This is a genomic window from Janibacter melonis, from assembly GCF_003721155.3.
Lineage (GTDB): Bacteria > Actinomycetota > Actinomycetes > Actinomycetales > Dermatophilaceae > Marihabitans > Marihabitans melonis.
On sequence record NZ_CP044548.2, the window covers coordinates 51,146 to 71,783 of the forward strand.

22 protein-coding genes are annotated in these 20,638 nt (G+C 72.8%); 10 read left to right on the forward strand and 12 right to left on the reverse strand.

Going from position 1 to position 20,638, the window contains the following annotated elements; genetic code table 11:
• Positions 1-57 precede the first annotated feature (57 nt).
• Positions 58-684 carry a Maf family protein gene (locus tag EEW87_RS00235; RefSeq protein ID WP_123091141.1) on the reverse strand — a complete coding sequence of 209 codons (627 nt, stop codon included), beginning with the start codon at positions 682-684 and terminating at the stop codon, positions 58-60.
• Positions 685-799: 115 nt separating this feature from the next.
• Between EEW87_RS00235 and EEW87_RS00240 the strand changes: the two genes are divergently transcribed.
• Positions 800-2,068 (forward strand): lipase family protein, encoded by a 1,269-nt coding sequence (locus tag EEW87_RS00240; protein ID WP_123091140.1) that lies wholly within the window; start codon positions 800-802, stop codon positions 2,066-2,068.
• A 78-nt stretch (positions 2,069-2,146) separates the two neighbouring features.
• On the opposite strand, the gene EEW87_RS00245 is transcribed toward EEW87_RS00240, so the two are convergent.
• The 3 genes from EEW87_RS00245 to EEW87_RS00255 all read right to left on the reverse strand — a co-directional run bounded on the left by EEW87_RS00245 (position 2,147) and on the right by EEW87_RS00255 (position 5,439).
• Entirely contained in the window at positions 2,147-2,998 is an 852-nt protein-coding gene (locus EEW87_RS00245) for a hypothetical protein (protein WP_148041527.1), read from the reverse strand.
• A 70-nt stretch (positions 2,999-3,068) separates the two neighbouring features.
• Positions 3,069-4,760, reverse strand: coding sequence for a DUF885 domain-containing protein (locus tag EEW87_RS00250; RefSeq protein ID WP_123091138.1), 1,692 nt, complete (start codon positions 4,758-4,760; stop codon positions 3,069-3,071).
• A 10-nt stretch (positions 4,761-4,770) separates the two neighbouring features.
• Positions 4,771-5,439 carry an MOSC domain-containing protein gene (locus tag EEW87_RS00255; RefSeq protein ID WP_123091137.1) on the reverse strand — a complete coding sequence of 223 codons (669 nt, stop codon included), beginning with the start codon at positions 5,437-5,439 and terminating at the stop codon, positions 4,771-4,773.
• 158 nt (positions 5,440-5,597) lie between these two features.
• Between EEW87_RS00255 and EEW87_RS00260 the strand changes: the two genes are divergently transcribed.
• On the forward strand, positions 5,598-6,527 hold the full coding sequence (locus EEW87_RS00260) for a hypothetical protein (RefSeq protein WP_148041526.1): 930 nt from the start codon (positions 5,598-5,600) through the stop codon (positions 6,525-6,527).
• A 69-nt stretch (positions 6,528-6,596) separates the two neighbouring features.
• On the opposite strand, the gene EEW87_RS00265 is transcribed toward EEW87_RS00260, so the two are convergent.
• Positions 6,597-6,830 (reverse strand): acyl-CoA carboxylase subunit epsilon, encoded by a 234-nt coding sequence (locus tag EEW87_RS00265; RefSeq protein WP_123091135.1) that lies wholly within the window; start codon positions 6,828-6,830, stop codon positions 6,597-6,599.
• Positions 6,827-8,461, reverse strand: coding sequence for an acyl-CoA carboxylase subunit beta (locus EEW87_RS00270; RefSeq protein WP_123091134.1), 1,635 nt, complete (start codon positions 8,459-8,461; stop codon positions 6,827-6,829). Before EEW87_RS00270 ends, EEW87_RS00265 begins: the two co-directional genes overlap by 4 nt.
• 23 nt (positions 8,462-8,484) lie before the next feature.
• Between EEW87_RS00270 and EEW87_RS00275 the strand changes: the two genes are divergently transcribed.
• The 4 genes from EEW87_RS00275 to EEW87_RS00290 are packed head-to-tail and all read left to right on the forward strand — an operon-like array spanning position 8,485 to position 12,158.
• Positions 8,485-9,291 carry a biotin--[acetyl-CoA-carboxylase] ligase gene (locus tag EEW87_RS00275; RefSeq protein ID WP_123091133.1) on the forward strand — a complete coding sequence of 269 codons (807 nt, stop codon included), beginning with the start codon at positions 8,485-8,487 and terminating at the stop codon, positions 9,289-9,291.
• Positions 9,292-9,307: 16 nt separating this feature from the next.
• On the forward strand, positions 9,308-10,426 hold the full coding sequence (locus EEW87_RS00280; protein WP_123091132.1) for an adenylate/guanylate cyclase domain-containing protein: 1,119 nt from the start codon (positions 9,308-9,310) through the stop codon (positions 10,424-10,426).
• Positions 10,427-10,473: 47 nt separating this feature from the next.
• On the forward strand, positions 10,474-11,145 hold the full coding sequence (locus EEW87_RS00285; RefSeq protein WP_068273459.1) for a response regulator transcription factor: 672 nt from the start codon (positions 10,474-10,476) through the stop codon (positions 11,143-11,145).
• On the forward strand, positions 11,145-12,158 hold the full coding sequence (locus EEW87_RS00290) for a sensor histidine kinase (protein WP_123091131.1): 1,014 nt from the start codon (positions 11,145-11,147) through the stop codon (positions 12,156-12,158). The genes EEW87_RS00285 and EEW87_RS00290 overlap by 1 nt, the downstream gene beginning before the upstream one ends.
• Here the strand turns inward: EEW87_RS00290 and EEW87_RS00295 are convergent.
• Positions 12,148-12,678 (reverse strand): GtrA family protein, encoded by a 531-nt coding sequence (locus EEW87_RS00295; RefSeq protein WP_123091130.1) that lies wholly within the window; start codon positions 12,676-12,678, stop codon positions 12,148-12,150. The two genes, EEW87_RS00290 and EEW87_RS00295, sit on opposite strands and share 11 nt — an antisense overlap.
• 39 nt (positions 12,679-12,717) lie before the next feature.
• On the opposite strand from EEW87_RS00295, the gene EEW87_RS00300 reads away from it, so the two are divergent.
• Positions 12,718-13,890, forward strand: coding sequence for a 5-(carboxyamino)imidazole ribonucleotide synthase (locus tag EEW87_RS00300; protein WP_123091129.1), 1,173 nt, complete (start codon positions 12,718-12,720; stop codon positions 13,888-13,890).
• Complete coding sequence (purE, locus tag EEW87_RS00305; RefSeq protein ID WP_123091128.1) at positions 13,853-14,395, forward strand: 5-(carboxyamino)imidazole ribonucleotide mutase; 543 nt, start codon at positions 13,853-13,855, stop codon at positions 14,393-14,395. The genes EEW87_RS00300 and purE overlap by 38 nt, the downstream gene beginning before the upstream one ends.
• Positions 14,396-14,416: 21 nt before the next feature.
• Here the strand turns inward: purE and EEW87_RS00310 are convergent, their stop codons facing one another.
• Entirely contained in the window at positions 14,417-14,872 is a 456-nt protein-coding gene (locus tag EEW87_RS00310; protein WP_123091127.1) for a CoA-binding protein, read from the reverse strand.
• A 117-nt stretch (positions 14,873-14,989) separates the two neighbouring features.
• Between EEW87_RS00310 and EEW87_RS00315 the strand changes: the two genes are divergently transcribed.
• A complete protein-coding gene (locus EEW87_RS00315) occupies positions 14,990-16,165 on the forward strand; it encodes a nucleotide sugar dehydrogenase (protein ID WP_224766862.1) in 1,176 nt (391 codons plus the stop codon).
• Between the two features lie 135 nt (positions 16,166-16,300).
• Positions 16,301-17,479, forward strand: coding sequence for an acyl-CoA dehydrogenase family protein (locus EEW87_RS00320; RefSeq protein WP_123091125.1), 1,179 nt, complete (start codon positions 16,301-16,303; stop codon positions 17,477-17,479).
• 4 nt (positions 17,480-17,483) lie between these two features.
• Here the strand turns inward: EEW87_RS00320 and EEW87_RS00325 are convergent, their stop codons facing one another.
• The 4 genes from EEW87_RS00325 to EEW87_RS00340 form a co-directional block, all read right to left on the reverse strand.
• Positions 17,484-18,062, reverse strand: a complete 579-nt coding sequence (locus EEW87_RS00325; RefSeq protein ID WP_123091124.1) for a rhodanese-like domain-containing protein — start codon at positions 18,060-18,062, stop codon at positions 17,484-17,486.
• A gap of 38 nt (positions 18,063-18,100) precedes the next feature.
• Positions 18,101-18,907, reverse strand: coding sequence for a sulfite exporter TauE/SafE family protein (locus EEW87_RS00330; protein ID WP_123091123.1), 807 nt, complete (start codon positions 18,905-18,907; stop codon positions 18,101-18,103).
• Between the two features lie 126 nt (positions 18,908-19,033).
• Positions 19,034-19,213 carry a hypothetical protein gene (locus EEW87_RS00335; protein ID WP_123091122.1) on the reverse strand — a complete coding sequence of 60 codons (180 nt, stop codon included), beginning with the start codon at positions 19,211-19,213 and terminating at the stop codon, positions 19,034-19,036.
• A gap of 41 nt (positions 19,214-19,254) precedes the next feature.
• Positions 19,255-20,628 (reverse strand): MBL fold metallo-hydrolase, encoded by a 1,374-nt coding sequence (locus EEW87_RS00340; RefSeq protein ID WP_123091121.1) that lies wholly within the window; start codon positions 20,626-20,628, stop codon positions 19,255-19,257.
• Between the last annotated feature and the right edge of the window lie 10 nt (positions 20,629-20,638).

Consider the following 20,638-nt stretch of genomic DNA (forward strand, 5'->3'; position numbering starts at 1 on the left):
CAGTAACAACTACTTTCGTCTTTGGAAAGTAGTTGGTGGTGGTGGACCGCGGCGACGTCAGTGCGAGACGACCTCGAACCACCCGACGCCGAGCTCGAGCAGCATCCGGCGCAGCAGCGGCAGGCTGAGCCCGATGACCGTGCCGTGGTCGCCCTCGAGCACCTCGACGAAGGGGGAGCCGAGCCCGTCGATGGTGAAGGCGCCCGCCACCTCGAGCGGCTCGCCCGTCGCGACGTAGGCCTCGATCTCGTCGTCGGAGAGCTCGGTGAAGCGCAGCCGCGTCGAGGCCGCCGCCGAGGTCGTCGCGCCGGTGGCGAGGTCTCGCACCCACTGACCGGTGTGGAGCACCCCTTCGCCACCGCGCATCTGCCGCCACCGCTCGACGGCGACGTGCGGCTCGTGGGGCTTGCCGACGACCGCACCGCCGACCTCGAGGACGGAGTCGCACGCGACGACGACCGGCGCCTCGTCGTCCCGCGGCCACGACGAGGCGACGTGCTCGCCCTTCGCCCGGGCGAGCTCGACGACGAGGCCGGCGGCATCCAGCCCGGGGTCCGCCGCGCGGGCGGCTCGCTCGACGGCGTCCTCGTCGACCGCGCTCGGCCGGGTCGTCGGGCGCACGCCGGCACGCTCGAGGAGCTCGCGGCGGGCGGGTGAGGCGGAGGCGAGGACGAGGGGGCGCACGCGTGCACCGTATGACGCGGGACACGTCTCGAGCGGTTGCCGGTCTTGTGACCCGTCAGTAACGTCGAACGGGCCGGCTCGGACCACCGGGCTGCCTCACCGTGGAGGACCGTCGATGAAGACACGCCGCCGTACCGTGCCCGCGCTCGCCGTGGCCGCCGCCCTCGCCCTCGTCGCCGCCCCGGTGGCGAGCGCCGGACCCGGGGACGTCCCCGGCACCGCCGGCGCGCAGACGCTCACGGGCACGCCCGAGCCGGCCCGCCCGGCCTTCTACGAGCCGCCGGCGACGATCCCCTCGACCCCCGGCACGATCATCCGCTCGGAGCCGGCGCCGCTGCTCCTCGACCCGCTGCGGCTGTCGAGCTCGGTCGTCACCGCGACCCGGGTGATGTACTCCTCGACCGACAGCGCGGGCCGCCCGATTGCCGTGACGGGCACGATCTTCGTGCCGAAGACCCCCTACGTCGGGGCGTCGCGTCGCCCCTTCGTCTCCTACGCCCCCGGCACCCAGGGGATGGCCGACCGGTGCGCCCCGTCGCGCCAGATGGGCGAGCTCGTCGAGTACGAGGGCATCGGGCTCACGCGCACGATCGGTCGCGGCTACGCGGTCGGCATCACCGACTACCAGGGGCTGGGCACCCCCGGCACGCACACGTACGTCGCCCGCGGGGCGCAGGGCCACGCCGTGCTCGACATGGCGCGCGCCGCGCGCAACCTCCAGGGCAGCGGCGTGACGAGCTCGACGCCCGTCGGCCTCATGGGCTACTCGCAGGGCGGTGGCGCGGCGGCCTCGGCGGCCGAGCTGGCGGCGACGTACGCCCCGGAGCTCGCGGTCAAGGGCTCGGCGATCGGCGCCCCGACGGCCGACCTCGCCTCGGTGGGGGCGAAGATCGACAGCTCCTTCTACTTCGCCTTCGCGACCTTCGCGCTCCTGGGCGTCGCCCAGGACGCGGGCATCGACCCCAAGCCGTACCTCAACAGCGATGGCGTGGCGCTGACCTCGAAGGTCGAGGGTGCATGCGTCTTCGACCTCTTCGACTACTCCTACAAGGACAGCCGCAGGTACACCGCTGACGGGTCCTCGCTCACCGAGCTGCTCGGGCGGGAGCCCTTCGCGAGCGTCGTCGACGAGCAGCGGATCGGCCGGCGCACGCCGAACGCGCCGGTCGTCATCAACCACGCCGTCGCCGACGACGTCATCCCCTACGCCGGGGGCAAGCAGCTCGGCAGCGACTGGTGCGACCGGGGCACCCGCGTCACCTTCAACGCCGGCATCACCCCGACCCACCTCGGCGGCTTCCTCCCGCACGTGGAGAAGTCGATGCTCTTCTTCGAGGCGCGCTTCGCCGGGCTCAACCAGCCGAGCAGCTGCTGGCGGCTCTGAGCGACCCGCGCCCCGCGGACGGCGAAGGGGGACCCCCACGAGGTCGTGGGGGTCCCCCTTCGTCATGGGGTGGTCGGGTCAGTGCGTGAACTCCGCGTAGGTGATCGCGTCCTGCGCCCCGACGGCGAGGGCGGACGGGTCCAGGTAGAGGGTCAGGGTCCACCCGGACGAGTTCTTGTACGTGGCCGACGTGACCTCACCTGGTCCTGTTCCCGTGCGCGCCCAGTCGCCGCCGCCCGGTCCGTCGTACGCCCCCACGGTGTCCATGACCGAGGACCACGCGTAGGTGTCGGCGTCCGTCGTGCGACCCGCGCCCCATGCGCGGACGAAGCCGTCCGAGTACTCCCCGACGCCCGTCGGGAGCCCGGCTGCGACGTAGTTCTCCGAGTAGTCCTCGGCGGAGTAGTCGGCACCCTCCCAGTCGAAGCTCAGGCCGACGACGGCGTCCTCGTCACCTCGTGCGGCGGTCGCGGTGTCGACGACGAGGTAGATGACCTCGTCGGTGCTGGTGCGCTCGTACTTCACCTGGGTCCGGGCGTCCTGGACGAGGCTGGCTCCACGGACCCAGTCGCCCCCGCCGCGTAACGAGCTCGCGAAGAGCGTGGCGACCGTGTCGCTCGTCGCGTACGTGTCTGCCCCCGCGCGGTCACCGATGCCCCACGCCTGGACCAGCTCGTCCGCGTAGGCGCCTGCCCCTGTCGGCAGGTTCGCTGCGGGGACTGCGGTGGTCGTCGTGCTTCGAGAGGCCGATGTGCTCCTCGGCGTGGTGGGCCGAGACGACGTGCTGCTCGGCGCCGCCGTCTCTGTCACGGTCCGCTCGGAGACGATGACGGTCTGGGTAGCGGTCGCCTGTGGGCCGGAGCCCGACGAGCACCCGGCCAGTGCGATGAGCACTGCGCAGGGGACGAGGATCATGTGCGGCTCAGGCATGGAGCACCTCAGGGTCGTGGCGTGTGTCAGCCCACGGTATTGGGGTGCCGCCTGTCCCCGAGGGCTTTTCTCAGAGCTCCTGGAGGACCGCCCGGCGCAGGGTGTCCAGGCCGACGCCGCCGATGTCGAGCGAGCGACGGTGGAAGGCGGCGAGGTCGAAACCGTCGCCCTCGCGGCGGGCGACCTCGTCGCGCAGCTCCATCCACAGCCGCTCGCCGATCTTGTAGCTCGGGGCCTGGCCCGGCCAGCCGAGGTAGCGGTCGAGCTCGAAGCGCAGCTGCTCGGCGCCCTGGTTGGCGTGCGTGTCGAGGAAGGTCCAGGCCTTCTCGTAGGTCCACTCGCCACCGCCGACCTCGGCGGGGGCCTCGAAGCCGCAGTGCACACCGATGTCGATGACGACGCGCGCGGCCCGCAGGCTCTGCCCGTCGAGCAGGCCCATGCGGTTGCCCGGGTCGTCCATGTAGCCGAGCTCGGCCATGAGCCACTCGGCGTACAGCGCCCAGCCCTCGCCGTGCCCGGAGGTCCACGCCGCGAGGCGGCGCCAGCGGTTGAGCAGCTCGCGGCGGTAGACCGTCTGGCCGACCTGGAGGTGATGGCCCGGGACGCCCTCGTGGTAGACGGTCGTCAGCTCGCGCCACGTGCCGAAGGTCGTGACCCCCTTCGGCACCGACCACCACATCCGGCCGGGGCGGGCGAAGTCGTCGCTCGGACCGGTGTAGTAGATGCCGCCGGTCTGCGTCGGCGCGATGCGGCACTCGATGGTGCGCACCGGCTCGGGGATGTCGAAGTGGGAGCCGGCGAGGGCGCTCACGGCCTCGTCGGCCTTGCCCTGCATCCACTCGCGCAGGGCGTCGGTCCCCTCGAGGCGGTACGCGGGATCCTCCTCGAGGATCGCGATCGCCTCCTTGACCGAGGCGCCCGGGCGGATCTGCTCGGCGACCTGCTCCATCTGCGCGGTGATCCGGGCGAGCTCCTCCTGGCCCCACGCGTAGGTCTCCTCGAGGTCGACCTCGCTGCCGAGGAAGGCGCGGGAGTGCAGGGCGTAGCGCTCGCGGCCGCAGCCGAGGGTGTCGGGCGCCTGCTCCCGCAGGGCGACGAGGGCGTCGGCGAGGTCGAGGTAGGCCTGGCGCGCGGCGGCCGTCGAGGTCTCGAGATCGGAGCGAAGGGGGGCGCTCGGCTCCGCGTCGCCGACCCGGGCGCTGCTCGGCAGGGTCCCGAGGTAGGAGTCGTCGGCGGCGAGCTCGCGGGCCTGCTCGGCGCACACGTCGACCTGGCGGCGCGAGGCGACGAGACCGCGGTCGGCGGCGTGGCGCAGCGACTCGGCGTACTGCGACAGCGCTGTCGGGATCGCGGCGATGCGACGGCTGATCGTCGCCCACTGCTCCTCGGTGTCGGTGGGCATGAGGTCGAGGACGTCGCGCACGGCCTGCATGGGCGAGGCGATGTTGTTGAGCTCCATCGCGTCGAGGCCGGCGGCGTGGATCTCCTCGGCCAGGCCGAGCCGCTCGCGCATGGCCTCGACCGTGACGCGGTCGACGTCGTCGACGGGGGTGGCGGCCTCGAGCTCGGCGAGGGTGCGGCGGCGCAGCTCGCTGTGGGCGGCCAGGCCCGCGGGGGAGAGGTCGTCGAGGGCGTCCTCGCGTCCCGGTACCCCGAGGTAGGTCGCCTCGAGCGGGCTCAGCTCGACGGAGGCGTCGAGGTAGTCCTCGGCGATGCGATCGATCTCGGTGCGCTGGCGCGGGGTGTCGGTGGGTGACGTCACGCGGCGGACGCTACCCCTTCGTGCGCACGACCCGCCGCATCGTCGTCGCCTCGGTGCTGCCCTCGAAGAGGCCGGTCGCGAGGACGAGTCGAGCGGCGTCCGGGTCGCCCATGAGCGCCCGCAGCGTCGTCGGCACGTCGAGGCCGCTGGCGGACGGCTCGATGACGACGGTGTCGCCGGGGCGGATGTCGCCGGGCTCGATCACGCGCAGGTAGGCGCCGGAGCGGCCGCGCTGCGCGAAACGCTTGACCCAGCCGCGCTCCTCCATGCGGGCGGCGAAGGTCGCGCACGGCACCCGGGGCCCGGAGACCTGGAGCACCGCGCCGCCGACCCGCCACGTGTCGCCGATCTCGGCGGCGTCGACGTCGAGACCCTGCGTCGTGAGGTTCTCGCCGAAGAGGCCGGGGGCGAGGTCGCGGCCGAGCTCTGCGCCCCACCGGTCGAGCTCTTCGCGGGCGAAGGCGTAGACCGCCTGGTCGCTCCCGCCGTGGTGGCGGCCGTTGCCGATGAAGTCGCCCTCGACCCCCGACACCCCGTGCCCGTCCTCGACGCGCTTGCGCCCGGGGTCGGTCACGGTGACGACGTCGACGGGGACCTTGCCGATGCCGGTGGCCTTGTCCTTCGGGACCCGCTGGTGCATCGGCCGCCCGACGTTGACGGAGATGACCTGGGGCTGCATGGGGGCGAGAGTATCCGGGGGTCGAAGACGGTGCGCACGGCCGGGCGTGCACGACGTCTTCGACTGCGTCGTCCACAGGGGGCCGTCTCGGACTGCCGCCCTCCCCAGGCACGAGGCGGCCACCCGCGCGCGGTGGCCGGCCGCTCCATCCTCGCCGCATGATCTCGGAGACCACCCGTCGACGTGTCGAGCGCGCCGAACGTCTCTCGCTCGACCATGGTGGAGTGCTGAGCCGGGACCAGCTGCGCAGCCTGGGCATCGAGCGAGGGGTGACCGCGCGCTTGGTGCGTGACCGCCGGTGGGCGGCATGGGGGCGGCACAGCGTGGTGACCCATTGCGCCGAGGTGGAGCTCGTCGGTGCGTGCTGGCGCGCGGTGCACGAGGTCGGCGGGGGTGCCCTCGTCGACGGCGTGAGCGCGCTGCGCGCCGCAGGGGTGAGCGGGCTCGACGGCTCGGTCGTGCATGTCTCGGTCCACAGCCTGCAGCGCTCACCCAGCGTGGACGGCGTCGCCGTGCACAAGGTGTCGAGGCGCGTCGAGGGGGAAGCGGCGGGAGCCGGTCTCCCGCGCACCCGGCCGGCGATCGCTGCCCTGCGCGCGGCCCAGTGGGCGGTGAGCGATCGGCAGGCCGCCCTCTACCTCGCCGTGCCGGTCCAGCAGCGTCTCGTGACCGGAGCTCAGCTGGAGGCAGCGCTGGACCAGTACCCGGGCCGGAGGCGTCGGGCCTTCGTGGCGACGATCGTCGCCGACCTCGTCGACGGAGCGCACTCGCTCGGGGAGCTCGACTTCGCCGCGCTGTGCCGCCGACGTCGTCTGCCCGAGCCCGAGAGGCAGGTCGTCGTGACCGGCTCCGGGGGCCGGTGCTACCTCGACGTCCGCTGGCGTGAGGGGCTCGTGGTCGAGGTCGACGGACGCCAGCACCTCGAGGGGCTAGCTCCGGTCCAGGACATGCTGCGCCAGAACTCTGTGAGCATGTCAGGCGACGTCGTCCTGCGGATCCCTCTGCTGGGGATGAGGCTCGAGCCGGACGCCTTCGTCGACCAGGTCGAGGCAGCCCTCGCGCTCCTGCGGGGGCGGGCACCGAGATGAGTCGAAGACACCCTGCACGCCTGGACGTGCGGGGCGTCTTCGAACGCGCGAAGGGGGGGGCGAAGGGGGTCAGCGGGGGAAGGCCGAGGCGCGCCAGCCGCCGGGGCCGGCGTGGACGTCGCGGCGCACGAGGCGCTCGCGGCTCGCCCAGCGCGAGGTGCTCGCCGGGGCGGGCTCCTCCTCGCCGCCACCGAGGCCCGAGAGGACGGCGACGAGCGCGGCGACCTGCTCGGGCGTCGCGTCGCCGACGATCTCGACGGCCTGCGCAGACGTCTCCTGCGCAGAGGTGTCGTCGGCCGTCACAGCGGGATGTTCCCGTGCTTCTTCGCCGGCAGGGTCTCGCGCTTGGTGCGCAGGGCCCGCAGCGCGCGGCTGACGTTCAGCCGGGTGTTGCTCGGGGTGATGACGGTGTCGACGTACCCGCGCTCGGCCGCGACGTAGGGGTTGGCCAGCGCGTCCTCGTACTCGGTGATGAAGGCCTGGCGGGCCGCGTCGACGTCCTCGCCCGCGGCCTGCGCGGCGGCGAGCTGCTTGCGGTAGAGGATGTTGACGGCGCCCTGCGCCCCCATGACCGCGATCTGGGCGGTCGGCCACGCGAGGTTGATGTCGGCCCCGAGGTGCTTGGAGCCCATGACGTCGTACGCGCCGCCGTACGCCTTGCGCGTGATGACGGTGACGAGCGGCACGGTGGCCTCGGCGTACGCGTAGATGAGCTTCGCTCCGCGGCGGATGATGCCGTCCCACTCCTGGTCGGTGCCGGGCAGGAAGCCGGGCACGTCGACGAAGGTCAGCACCGGCACGTTGAAGGCGTCGCACGTGCGCACGAAGCGCGCGGCCTTCTCGGACGCGTCGATGTCGAGGGTCCCGGCGAACTGCATCGGGTTGTTCGCGACGACGCCGACCGATCGCCCCTCGACCCGGCCGAAGCCGCAGATGATGTTCGGCGCGAAGAGCGGCTGGGTCTCGAGGAACTCGCCGTCGTCGAGGACGACCTCGATGACCTTGTGCATGTCGTAGGGCATGTTCGCCGAGTCCGGCACGATCGTGTCGAGCTCGCGGTCGAGGTCGGTGACCTCGAGGTCGAGCTCGTCCCCGAGCACGGGCGGGTCCTCGAGGTTGTTGCTCGGCAGGTAGGACAGGAGCGCCTTGACGTACTCGATGGCGTCTTCCTCGTCGCTGCCCATGTAGTGCGCGACGCCGGACTTCGTGTTGTGCGTGCGGGCACCGCCGAGGTCCTCGAACTCCACGTCCTCGCCGGTGACCGTCTTGATGACGTCGGGGCCGGTGATGAACATGTGCGAGGTCTGGTCGACCATGACGGTGAAGTCGGTGACGGCCGGCGAGTACACGGCGCCGCCGGCGCACGGGCCCATGACGAGCGAGATCTGCGGCACGACGCCGGAGGCGTGGACGTTGCGGCGGAAGATCTCGCCGTAGAGGCCGAGCGAGACGACGCCCTCCTGGATGCGCGCGCCGCCGGAGTCGTTGAGCCCGACGACGGGGCAGCCGACCTTCATCGCGAAGTCCATGACCTTGGTGATCTTCTCGCCGAAGACCTCGCCGAGGGACCCGCCGAAGACGGTGAAGTCCTGCGCGAAGACCGCGATCGTGCGCCCGTCGACCGTGCCGTAGCCCGTGACGACGCCGTCGCCGTAGGGCCGGTTGGCCTCCTGCCCGAAGGCGACGCTGCGGTGCCGCGCGTACTTGTCCATCTCGACGAAGGTGCCCTCGTCGAGGAGCATCGCGATCCGCTCGCGTGCCGTCTTCTTGCCCTTCGCGTGCTGCTTCTCGACCGCGCGCTCGGACCCGGCGTGGGCCACCTCGGCCACACGACGCTTGAGGTCGGCGAGCTTGCCGGCCGTGGTGTGCACGTCGATGTCGGCGGGGACGTCGGTGCCGCCGAGGGACGCTGCGGTGTCGGTGCTCTGGGACATGGGCCGGAGCCTAGCCTTGTCGTGTGGAGCCCACACCTGTCGTCCGTGAGACCCTCGCCGCACTGCGCCCGGGGCGCGCCTGGGGCGAGGTCCGCCTCGTCGACGAGGTGGGCTCGACCAACCTCGAGGTCCGCGACCTGCCGGTCTGGTCGGCGGTCGTCGCCCGCCGCCAGAGCGCCGGGCGCGGTCGCCGCGGCCGTGCGTGGTCCGACACCGAGGGCCACGGCATCGCCTGCTCCCTCCTCGCCGAGGTCGACGTCGACGGCCAGGGTGACGGCGCGCTCGGCTGGGTCCCCCTGGCCACCGGGCTGGCCGTGCGCGACTGCCTCGTCTCGCTCGGTCTCGACGCAGCCCTCAAGTGGCCCAACGACGTCCTCGCCGGCCCGTCCGAGCAGAAGGTCTGCGGGATCCTCTGCGAGGCCCTCCCTCCCAGTGCGAAGGGGGAGCGACCTCGCGTCGTCGTCGGCGTCGGCGTCAACCTCGACCACGAGGCCGCCGACCTGCCGGTGCCGACCGCGACCTCCCTTCGCCTCCTCGCGCGGGCGGCCGGCCGGCCCGCCCCCACCCGCGACGAGGTCGTCCCCGCCCTCCTCGACGCGCTGCGCGACCGCCTCGACCCGCTGGACCTCACCTCCCTTCGCCGCGACTACCGCGAGGCCTCCGCGACCCTGGGGCGCGAGGTCGACGTCCACCTGCCCGACGGGAGCGTGCTGCGGGCCCGCGCCGAGGGGGTCGACGACGACGGTCGGCTCCGTGTCGCCGGCCCGCAGGGCTCGGCTACGGTGAGCGCGGGTGACGTGCACCACCTGCGTCACCAACCACCGTCGTAGGCCCGAAGGGAGCGCCATGCCTCAGGCCCGGCCCCCGGCACCCGGCGCGGACCCGCACCCCGAGCCCGACCCCGGTCTCGACCCGCCCGCGGTCCTCGACCCCAACCCCGACGCCCTCGAGCGCGCCCTCCTCGGACGCCCCGCGTCGATGGGACGCCGCGAGGTCTCCCGCGGCGCCGGCGTCTCGATCCGCTCCGCCCGCAAGTTCTGGCACGCGCTCGGCTTCCCCCTCGTGGGGGAGGAGGACGCGATGTTCACCGAGGCCGACCTCGAGGCGCTGCGCCAGGTCGCCGAGCTCGTGCGCAGCGGGGTCCCCGAGGAGTTCGCCCTGTCGATGGCCAGGGCGCTCGCCCGCACCCTCGACCGGCTCGCCATCTGGCAGACCCAGCTCGTCGCCGAGGCGATCGCCGAGGAGGTCGCCGAGCTCGGCGGCGACGACCGGCCCGCCTACGACCTCGCGTCCTCGCAGCCGGTGCTCGAGGAGACCGCGGTGCGGATGGCCGAGCTCGCCGACGAGCTCGAGCCGCTCCTCGTCTACGTGTGGCGCCGCCAGCTCACCGCGGCGATCAACCGCAGCCTCGCCGACGCCCCCGAGGCGGACGGCACCGGCGTCCCGCGGGTCGTCGGCTTCGCCGACCTCGTGAACTTCACCGCCGTCGTGCGGCGGCTGTCCGAGCGCGAGCTCGCCGACATGGTCCAGCGCTTCGAGATCCTCGCCAGCGACGTCGTCACCGCCCACGGCGGGCGGGTCGTCAAGACCGTCGGCGACGAGGTCATGTACCTCACCGGTGACGCCGCGCCCGCCGCCGCCATCGCCCTCGACCTCGTCGAGGCGATGACCGAGGAGCCGCTCCTGCCCGAGGTGCGCATCGGCATGGCGCACGGCCCGGTCGTCAGCCGGCTCGGCGACGTCTTCGGCACGACCGTCAACCGCGCGAGCCGGCTGACCGCCGTCGCGCCCTCGAACGGCGTCTTCGTCGACGACTCCCTCGCCCGCCAGCTCGCCCCCCTCAGCGGCTTCACGACGATCCGCACCCGGCAGCGCTCGCTGCGCGGGATCGGCACCGTGACCCCCTCCCGGCTCGTGCGCGTCACCGGTGTCCGGGACCGCATCGACGTCACCGCGCACCCCTGAGAGCTCCGGTCGGCGGATCGCAGATCCCGCCCCTACACTCAGGCCCCATGACGCGAGTGCTGCTGGCCGAGGACGACACAGCCATCGCCGACCCGTTGACCCGTGCTCTGCGTCGTGAGGGCTACGACGTCGACGCGTTCGTCGACGGGCGCGAGGCGCTGGACGCCGTCGTCGCCTCGGGACCCGACCTGCTCATCCTCGACCTCGGGCTGCCGACGCTCGACGGGCTCGAGGTGTGCCGCCGCGTGCGGGCGAGCGGATCGGCGGTCCCCGTCCTCATCCTCACCGCCCGGGCCGACGAGGTCGACACGGTCGTGGGGCTCGACGCCGGCGCCGACGACTACGTCACCAAGCCCTTCCGGCTCGCCGAGCTCATGGCGCGCGTGCGCGCCCTGCTGCGCCGCACCTCCGCCGAGGAGGCCTCCGCCGAGAGCGTGCTGCGCATCGACGCCGAGGCCCGCCGCGCGTGGTTCCACGGCGAGGAGCTCGCCCTCACGGTCAAGGAGTTCGAGGTCCTCTCGGTCCTCGTGCGCGAGTCCGGCCGCGTCGTGCCCCGCGACCGCCTCATGGCGGAGGTGTGGGAGACCGAGTGGTTCGGCTCGACGAAGACCCTCGACATGCACATCTCCGTGCTGCGCCGGAAGCTGGGTGACGACGCCTCCAACCCCCGGTACATCACGACCGTGCGGGGGGTCGGCTTCCGCTTCGACGCCGGCTGATGAGGCGCCGCGCCCTCTCCGCGACGACGCTGCCCCTCGTCGTCCTCGCCGTCGGGCTGGGTCTGCCGCTCGTCGCCGCGCTCTTCGTCGCCGCGAGCGACCCCGAGCGGGCCCTGCAGGTCGAGCCCGGTCACCTCGCCGGGTGGGCCGCCGTCGGCCTGGCCTGGGTCGCCCTCGTCGTCGCCGGCAGCGCGATGCTCGCCCGTCGGGCGAGCGAGCGCCTCGCCGAGGAGCTCGCCGGGACACTCGGCGAGCTCACGCAGCGTGTGCGGACCCTGGGCGAAGGGGGAGCGCCCGCCCCCCGCTCGGACGTCGCGGAGATCGACCGGCTGGCGCAGGTCATCACCGCGCGCGACGTCGAGCTGAGCCGGCGCACCGCGACCGACCGCGACTTCACCGCCGACGCCGCGCACCAGCTGCGCACCCCGCTCACCGCGCTGCTCATGCGGCTCGAGGAGCTGGCGATCATGGACGACGTCGACGAGGTGCACGAGGAGGCTCAGGTCGCCATCGCCCAGGTGGTGCGCCTCGGCGGGGTCGTCGAGGACCTGCGGGCCCGCACACGCACCGACGAGGTCGAGCTGCCGGTCATCTCGCTGGACTCGGTGCTCGCCTCGATCCAGCGCGAGTACCTGCCCGCCTTCGCCGCGGAGCAGCGCAGCATCCGGGTCGCCGGCCAGCGCGGGCTCATGGTCCGCGTGCGTCCCTCCGACCTCAGCCAGATCATCGGCGCGCTCGTCGAGAACGGCCTCAAGCACGGTGCGGGCACCGTCTCGGTCGTGCCGCGGCGCAGCGGTCCGAGCATCGTCGTCGAGGCGCGCGACGAGGGCCGGGGGATCCCGATGGCGATCGCGCCGCACATCTTCGAGCGCTCGGTGACCTCGCAGGGCACGGGCCTGGGGCTGGCGCTCGCGCGCGATCTCGCCGAGCGCAACGGGGGTCGCCTCCAGCTCGTGCAGACCCAGCCGGCGGTCTTCGAGGTCTACCTCTCAGACGGGCACGTCACCCGCTGACGGGCTCGTCCTCCGCCAGGGGAGAGGTGTCGACGTCGAGCGGCTCGTTGGCGAAGACGAAGCGCCGGTAGGCCCAGAAGCGGAAGAGCGTGCCGAGGCCGATGCCGAAGATCGTCGAGATGTTGTCGGCGAGGCGCGACTCGAGGCCCATGACGTAGTGCGAGATGACGAGCGTGAGCGTCGAGATGACGAGCGCGATGCCGTTGACGACGAAGAAGAGGGTGACCTCGTGGGCGACCGGGCGGCTGCGCCGGTGGGCGAAGGTCCAGCTGCGGTTGCCGAACCACGCGAACATCGTCGCCGCGACACCGCTGAGGATGCGGGCCGTCGTCGGCTTCTCCTCGAGCACGGTGTGCGTGAGCAGGTTCATCCCGCCGAGGTCGATGACGAAGGAGATGAGGCCGATGACCCCGAACTTCGCGACCTCGTGCCAGATCGTGTCGACGAAGCCACGCAGACCCGTGCGGGCAGGGCCCGGCGCCGGTGCGTCCCCTGTCGGGGTGTCTGGCGTGGTGGGCACCGGGGGAGCCTAGTGCGTGACCTCGTTATTCTGCGATTCGTGACATCACCGCGCCGTGCTCCTGGAGGCTTCCCCGTCGTCGGCATCATCGGTGGTGGTCAGCTCGCCCGGATGTGCGCGGGCCCGGCCGTCGAGCTGGGCGTGACGCTGTCCGTCCTGGCCGCCGACGCCCACGACAGCGCCGCCCTCGTCGTCCCCAGCGCGCCCGTCGGCGAGCACACCGACCTCGAGGCCGTCCGGGCCTTCGCCCGGTCCTGCGACGTCGTGACCTTCGACCACGAGCAGGTCCCTGCCGAGGTGCTCGCGGCCCTCGAGGCGGACGGCGCGACCCTCCACCCGCGCCCCTCCGCGCTGCGCTACGCGCAGGACAAGCTCGCGATGCGCGAGCGCCTCTCTCGGGCCGGCATCCCGTGCCCGGCGTGGGCGGAGGTGCGTGACGAAGGGGGGCTGCTCGCCTTCGCAGACCAGCACGGCTGGCCGGTCGTGCTCAAGACCCCGCGCGGCGGCTACGACGGCCGCGGCGTGCTCGTCGCGACCCAGCCCGAGGACGCCACGGAGTGGCTCGCCCGGGCGGCCGCCGCCGGCGAGCCGCTGCTCGTCGAGGAGCGGGTCCCCTTCGTGCGCGAGCTCGCCGTCCTCGTCGCCCGCGCGCCCTCCGGCCAGGCCAGCGTGTGGCCGGTCGTCGAGACCGTGCAGTCCGGGGGCATCTGCACCGAGGTGCTCGCCCCGGCACCGGGGCTCACGCCCGAGCTCGCCGAGCGGGCGAGCGACGTCGCGCTCGGCATCGCCGCCGAGCTCGACGTCACCGGGGTCTTCGCCGTCGAGCTCTTCGAGCTCGCGGAGGGCCACGTCGTCGTCAACGAGCTCGCGATGCGCCCCCACAACTCGGGCCACTGGAGCATGGACGGCGCGACGACGGGGCAGTTCGAGCAGCACCTGCGGGCCGTCCTCGACCTGCCGCTCGGCTCGCCGCGCGCCCGCGCCAGGTGGACGGTCATGGCCAACGTGCTCGGGGGCGTCGACGCCGACCTCTACCCGACCTACCGCCACGTCATGGCCCGCGACCCCGAGCTCAAGGTCCACCTCTACGGCAAGGCGGTCCGCCCGGGCCGCAAGATCGGGCACGTCAACCTCAGCGGCGAGGACCTCGCCGACCTGCGCGAGCGGGCCCGGCATGCCGCCGACTACATCGAAGGAGCCATCCGTGAGTGAGCAGCAGCCGGTCGTCGGGGTCGTCATGGGCAGCGACAGCGACTGGCCCGTCATGCGGGCCGCCTCCGAGGTGCTCGACGAGCTCGGCGTCGCCCATGAGGCCGACGTCGTCTCGGCGCACCGCATGCCGACTGCGATGATCGAGTACGGGCAGCAGGCCGCCGAGCGCGGGCTGCGCGTCATCATCGCCGGCGCCGGGGGAGCGGCTCATCTGCCGGGCATGCTCGCGTCGGTGACGCCGCTGCCGGTCATCGGCGTGCCGGTCCCGCTGAAGTACCTCGACGGCATGGACAGCCTGCTCTCCATCGTCCAGATGCCCGCGGGCATCCCCGTCGCGACCGTCGCCGTCGGCGGCGCCCGCAACGCGGGCCTGCTCGCCGCGCGGATCCTCGGGGCGGGCGAGGGCGAGGAGGCGGCGCGGCTGCGCTCGGCGCTCGTCGACTTCGCCGCCGACCTCGAGGCGTCCGCCCGGGCGAAGGGGGAGGCGCTGCGCGCGCAGCGCTGACCCCCCTTCGCCGCCGGTGTCCTAGCGGTGGGAGCCCATGGTGCGCAGCCGACGGGCCTGGATCTTCGGGCATGTGTCCATGACGACGTCGAGACCGGCGGCGCGGGCGCGGTCGGCCGCGGCGGCGTCGACGACGCCGAGCTGCATCCAGATCGCGTCGATCTGCAGCCGGTCCTTGTGCGTGATCGCCTGGTCGACGACCGACCCGACCTCGGTGCTGTTGACGAAGCAGTCGACGACCTTGACGTCGGTGCCGTCCGGGATGTCGGCGAGCGAGGCGTAGCCCGTGTCGCCGTCGACGTCCTCGGCGTCGGGGTGCACCGGGATGATGCCCTTGCCGAGCTCGTACTTCAGCCAGCGGGCGACGCGGTAGGCGTCACGCTCGGTGTTGTTGGACAGCCCCACGACCACCCAGATGCCCGGGTCGGCCATGAGCTCTCGCATGAGGTCGTCGTCGTTCTGATGGGTCAGGCTCATCGGGTCAGTCTCTGCCTTCCGACCCGGTCGTGGGGAGGGGCGCGCCGGGCCATTTCGGAGCGGGTCGGGGGGCGGGTGATAATGCCGTGTCCGCACCCCCAGGTAGACAGGGACCCCGTGAGCACTCGCATCGCCGTCGTCGGCACCGGTTACGTCGGCCTGTCCATGGCCGTCCTCCTCGCGCAGCACAACGAGGTGGTCGGCTTCGACATCGCGCCCGACCGGGTCGAGGCCCTCAACGACCGGCGCAGCCCGATCGCGGACCCCGAGATCGTCGACTTCCTCGCCCACCGCGAGCTCGACCTGCGCTTCACGCTCGACAAGGCCGAGGCCTACGCCGGCGCCGAGTACGTCGTCATCGCCACGCCCACGGACTACGACCCGCAGACCAACTACTTCAACACCTCCACCGTCGAGGGCGTCATCGCCGACGTCATGGAGCACGCCCCGGGCGCGACGATGGTCATCAAGTCCACGATCCCCGTCGGCTTCACCGCCGGCGTGCGCGAGCGCCTGGGCACCCCCGACGTCATCTTCTCGCCGGAGTTCCTGCGCGAGGGCCGGGCCCTGTACGACAACCTCCACCCGTCGCGCATCGTCGTCGGCGAGATCAGCGACCGTGCGCGCCGCTTCGCCGACCTGCTCGTCGAGGCCGCCGAGGACAGCGACATCCCGGTGCTGCTCACCGACTCCACCGAGGCCGAGGCGATCAAGCTCTTCGCCAACACCTACCTCGCGATGCGCGTCGCGTACTTCAACGAGCTCGACACCTTCGCCGCGACCCACGGGCTCAACACCCGCCAGATCATCGAGGGCGTCGGCCACGACCCGCGCATCGGCACGCACTACAACAACCCGAGCTTCGGCTACGGCGGCTACTGCCTGCCCAAGGACACCAAGCAGATGCTCGCGAACTACCAGGACGTCCCGCAGAACCTCATGCAGGCGATCGTCGACTCCAACCGCACCCGCAAGGACTTCGTCGCCGAGGACGTCCTGGCCCGCAGCCCCCGCGTCGTGGGCATCCACCGCCTCATCATGAAGGCCGGCTCGGACAACTTCCGCGCCTCCTCGATCCAGGGGATCATGAAGCGGATCAAGGCCAAGGGCGTCGACGTCGTCGTCTTCGAGCCCGAGCTCACCGACGACTCCTTCTACGGCTCGCGCGTCATCCGCGACCTCGACGAGTTCAAGGCCATGTCCGACGTCATCGTCGCCAACCGCCGCACCGACGACCTCGCCGACGTCGACGACAAGATCTACACCCGCGACCTCTTCGGCTCCGACTCCTGAGCCGACCCGCCCTCGTTCGAAGAAGGAGCGTCACCTCGAGGTGACGCTCCTTCTTCGACCCGGTGAGTGAGCGATTGCTCACCTCCGGGCGGGGGGCGTGCCGGTCTCGCGCCGGCCGGACGTAGCATCGGGCTCGTGAGCGCTGACGCCGACTTCGACCTCTTCCGCACGAGCGAGGACCACGAGGCCCTCCGCGAGGCGGTGCGTGCCGTCTCCGAGGCGAAGATCGCCCCCTTCGCCGCTGCCGTCGACGAGGAGAGCCGCTACCCGCAGGAGGCGCACGACGCCCTCGTCGCGGCCGACTTCCACGCGGCGCACGTCGCCGAGGAGCACGACGGCGTCGGCGCCGACGCGCTCGCGGTCTGCATCATCATCGAGGAGGTCGCCCGGGTCTGCGCGAGCTCCTCGCTCATCCCCGCCGTCAACAAGCTCGGGTCGCTGCCGGTGATCCTCGGCGGCTCGCCGGAGATCAACGCGCGGTACATGCCCAAGCTGGCCTCCGGTGAGGGCTTCTTCTCCTACGGGCTCTCCGAGCGCGAGGCCGGCTCGGACACCGCCGGGATGCGCTGCCGGGCCACGAAGGACGGCGAGGACTGGGTGCTGCGGGGCAGCAAGGCGTGGATCACCAACGCCGGCGTCTCGGAGTACTACACGGTGCTCGCGGTCACCGACCCCGACGGCGAGCGCGGGCGCAACATCAGCGCCTTCGTCGTGGAGAAGTCCGACGAGGGCTTCACCTTCGGCGAGAAGGAGCGCAAGCTCGGCATCAAGGGCAGCCCGACCCGTGAGCTGCACTTCGACGACGTGCGCCTGCCCGGCGACCGCATCGTCGGCGCCGAGGGCGAGGGGCTGAAGATCGCCCTGCGCACCCTGGACCACACCCGCATCACCATCGGCGCGCAGGCCGTGGGCATCGCCCAGGGCGCGCTCGACCACGCGCTGGCCTACGTCAAGGAGCGCTCGCAGTTCGGCAAGGCCGTCGCCGACTTCCAGGGCATCCAGTTCATGCTCGCCGACATGGCGATGGAGCTCGAGGCCGCTCGGCAGATGGTCTACGTCGCGGCCGCGAAGTCCGAGCGCGGCGACGCCGACCTCACCTTCTTCGGCGCGGCCGCGAAGGCCTACGCCTCGGACATGGCGATGCGCGTCACGACCGACGCGGTCCAGCTCCTCGGCGGGGCGGGCTACACCCGTGACTTCCCGCTGGAGCGGATGATGCGCGACGCGAAGATCACCCAGATCTACGAGGGCACCAATCAGATCCAGCGGGTCGTCATGGCCCGTCAGCTGCTGCAGGGCCTGCCGAAGGCCTGAGCCCCTAGCCCCGCAGCTGCGCGAGGACGTCCTCGAGCTCGGGGGAGTGCCGCCGGTTGTGCGGCAGCCGCGAGAGCATCATGCCCATCGCGCACGTGTCGGTGAGGGCTGCTCCGGTCAGGCCCGCGCCGATCCCGGCGGAGACCCACTTCGCGGCGGGGAGCACGGTGCTGGCGAGCACGCCGGTGAGGACGATGCCGCCGGCGACGAGGCGGACCTGACGCTCGAGGTCCCACGTGCCGTCGCCGCGCACGAGGTCGCCGCCCGCTGCCTCCCAGGCCTGGACCCCTCCGTCGAGGACGTGCAGGTGGGGCAGGCCGGTCGAGGAGAGGGCCTCACCGGCCCGGGTGGCGCGTGCGCCGGAGCGGCACACCAGCACGACGTCCTCGTCGATCTGCTCGGCGAGCTTGCGGCGGTGCTCGGTGACGAGGTCGAGCGGGACGTTGTACGAGCCGGGGATGTGCGCTGCGGCGAACTCGCCGGGCGTGCGCACGTCGAGCACGCGCGGTCCGTCGGGCTGCTCGAGCCAGGTGCGGACCTGGGCGGCGTCGAGCGTGGTGGGACGGGTGTCGGTGGAGGTCATGGGTGTCCTTCCCGAGGAGGGGTCGAAGGGGGAGCGGGTCAGGCGATGAGGTCGGGCACGTGCTGCACCGCGGTGATCGCCGCGACGACCAGGACGAGCACGGCGAAGGCCTGCGAGAGGCGGCCGGCGGGGACGCGGTCGCCGACCCGGCTGCCGAGGACGCTGCCGACTACCGCGACGGCCGAGAAGCCGAGGACGACGCCCCACGGCAGGTCGCCGGCGCCCTGGTGCAGGCGGGCGGCGAGCGCGGTCGCGCTGTTGACGGCGACGACGAGCAGCGAGGTGCCGACGGCCACGGGCATGGTGAAGCCGAGGACGAGCACGAGCACCGGCACGAGGACGAAGCCCCCGCCCACGCCGAGGAAGCCCGTGAGCAGGCCGACGAGCGTGGCCGCCGCGAGCAGCTGCAGGACCCGGGGGCAGGCGCAGGTGAGCGGGCGCAGGGTGATCATCGGCTCGAAGGGGGAGGCGTCGGCCTGCCCGGCCGGTCGTCCGCTGCGGCGCAGCATGAGGGTGGCGACGAGCACCATGAGCGCCGCGAAGGCGGTCATGAGCACCGCCGGGGGCACCGACCGGGCGGCGGTCGACCCGGCGAGCGAGCCGGCGGTGCCGAGCAGCCCGAAGGTCAGACCCTGCCCGACCCGGACGCGGCCGGCGCGGTGGTGCGAGGGCAGCGAGAGCAGCGCGGTGATGCCGACGATGACGAGCGAGCTCGTCGTCGCGACGGCCGGCTCGACGCCGAGCACCTGGACCAGCGCGGGCACGGTGAGCACCGACCCGCCCCCGCCGAGCGCGCCGAGGGCGAGCCCGACGAGCAGCCCGAGCGGGATGACGACGAGGGGCATGGGGTGGCTCCTTGGGGGAGAGGCCGCCGGAGGCGCGACAGGGGGACACGCCCCCGGCGGGGTCGAGGGGGGGGGCGTCGGAGGCGCGACAGGGGGGACACGCCCCCGACGGGGTCTCGGGTGGGCTCAGCCGCGGCCGAGCAGGCGGGAGAGGACTCCGGCGCCGGGGGTGGTGGTCTTGGCCTCGGCGGCGTGGCCGGGGCAGCGGTCGGCGCGGGGGACGCCGGCCATGACCTGGTCGACGTGCTGGCCGCAACCGGCCCAGGTGGTCTTGCTGCACACACGGCAGGTGGCCTGTCGGCACATGGTGGATCTCCTTCTTCGATGGGATGAGGGGTGGTGCTGGGTCAGCTGGTGACGACAGGCAGCCCGGCGGGCCCGGCCTCGTCGAAGCTGTCGTCGACCGCGACGACGGTGCTGCCGTGCGCGGCGAGCACCGAGGCTGCGACCGACGCGCGGTAGCCGCCCGCGCAGTGGACCCAGAGCTCGCCGGCCGGGACCTCGTCGAGGCGGTCGAGGAGCTCGTGCAGGGGGATGTTCAGCGCACCGTCGACGTGCCCGCCCGCGTGCTCGCTCGCGCGGCGCACGTCGAGGACCTGGACCGGGCGGTGGTGGCGCACCTGGGCGAGGTCGGCGAAGACCGCGCGCTCGAAGCTGCCGAGCGGCTCGTCGGTCCAGTCCGAGGGGGTGCCGGTGGCCGCGCCCTCGAGCTGGTCGATGCCGATCCGGACGAGCTCTCGCTGCGCCTGCTCGACCTGCTCCGGGCTCTCGCCGAGCAGGGTGAGCGGGGTCCCCCAGGGGATGAGCCAGCCGAGGTAGGTGGCGAGCTGGCCGTCGAGGCCGAAGTTCAGGGTCCCGCCGACGTGACCGGCGGCGAAGGCGGTGCGGGTGCGCAGGTCGACGACCCACTCGCCCGCCGCGATCCGCGACGCGAGCGTCTCCTTGTCGGCCGTCTCCGGCGCAGAGAGGTCGGGGGCGTCCGGACCGGCGCTGTTCGACGGCGCCATGTGGGCGTAGTACGTCGGGTAGGCGTCGAGACCGGCGAGAGTGCTCGCCACCCAGGCCTCCTCGTCCTGGGTGAGCGCGGGGTTCTGCCGCTTCTCCACCCCGATCGTGGACTCGGTGGATCCCCCGGTCGAGCCGGCCGAGCAGAAGGACCCGAAGCCGTGGGTGGGCAGGACCTCGGTCTGGTCGGGCAGCTCCTGCGCGAGGCGCTGCGCGGACGCGTACTGGTGGTGCACCAGGTCGTGGGTGTGGTCGGCGCCGAGCAGGTCGGGCCGGCCGGTGGCCCCGAAGAGCAGCGACCCGCCGGTGAAGACCGCGGTGGCGACCTCACCGGTCTCGTCGACGGACTCCAGCGCGTAGGAGAGGTGCGTGTAGGTGTGACCCGGTGTGGAGATCGCGCGCACCCGCATCGACGGCGAGACCTCGACGACGTCGCCGTCGCCGATCGGCTCGCGCTCGAAGGCGACCTCGTCCTCGGCGTTGACGTGGTAGCGCGCGCCGACCTGCTCGGCCAGCGCGAGACCGCCGGTGACGTAGTCGTTGTGGATGTGCGTCTCGAAGACGTCGGTGATGCGCACACCCGCCTCCTTGGCGGCGGCGAGCACGCGGTCGATGTCGCGCTGCGGGTCGACGACGACCGCGACCTGCCCGTCGTGGGCGAGGTAGGAGCGGTCGCCGAGGCTCGGGGTCTCGATGGTGACGATCTGCGGTGTCATGCCGACGAGT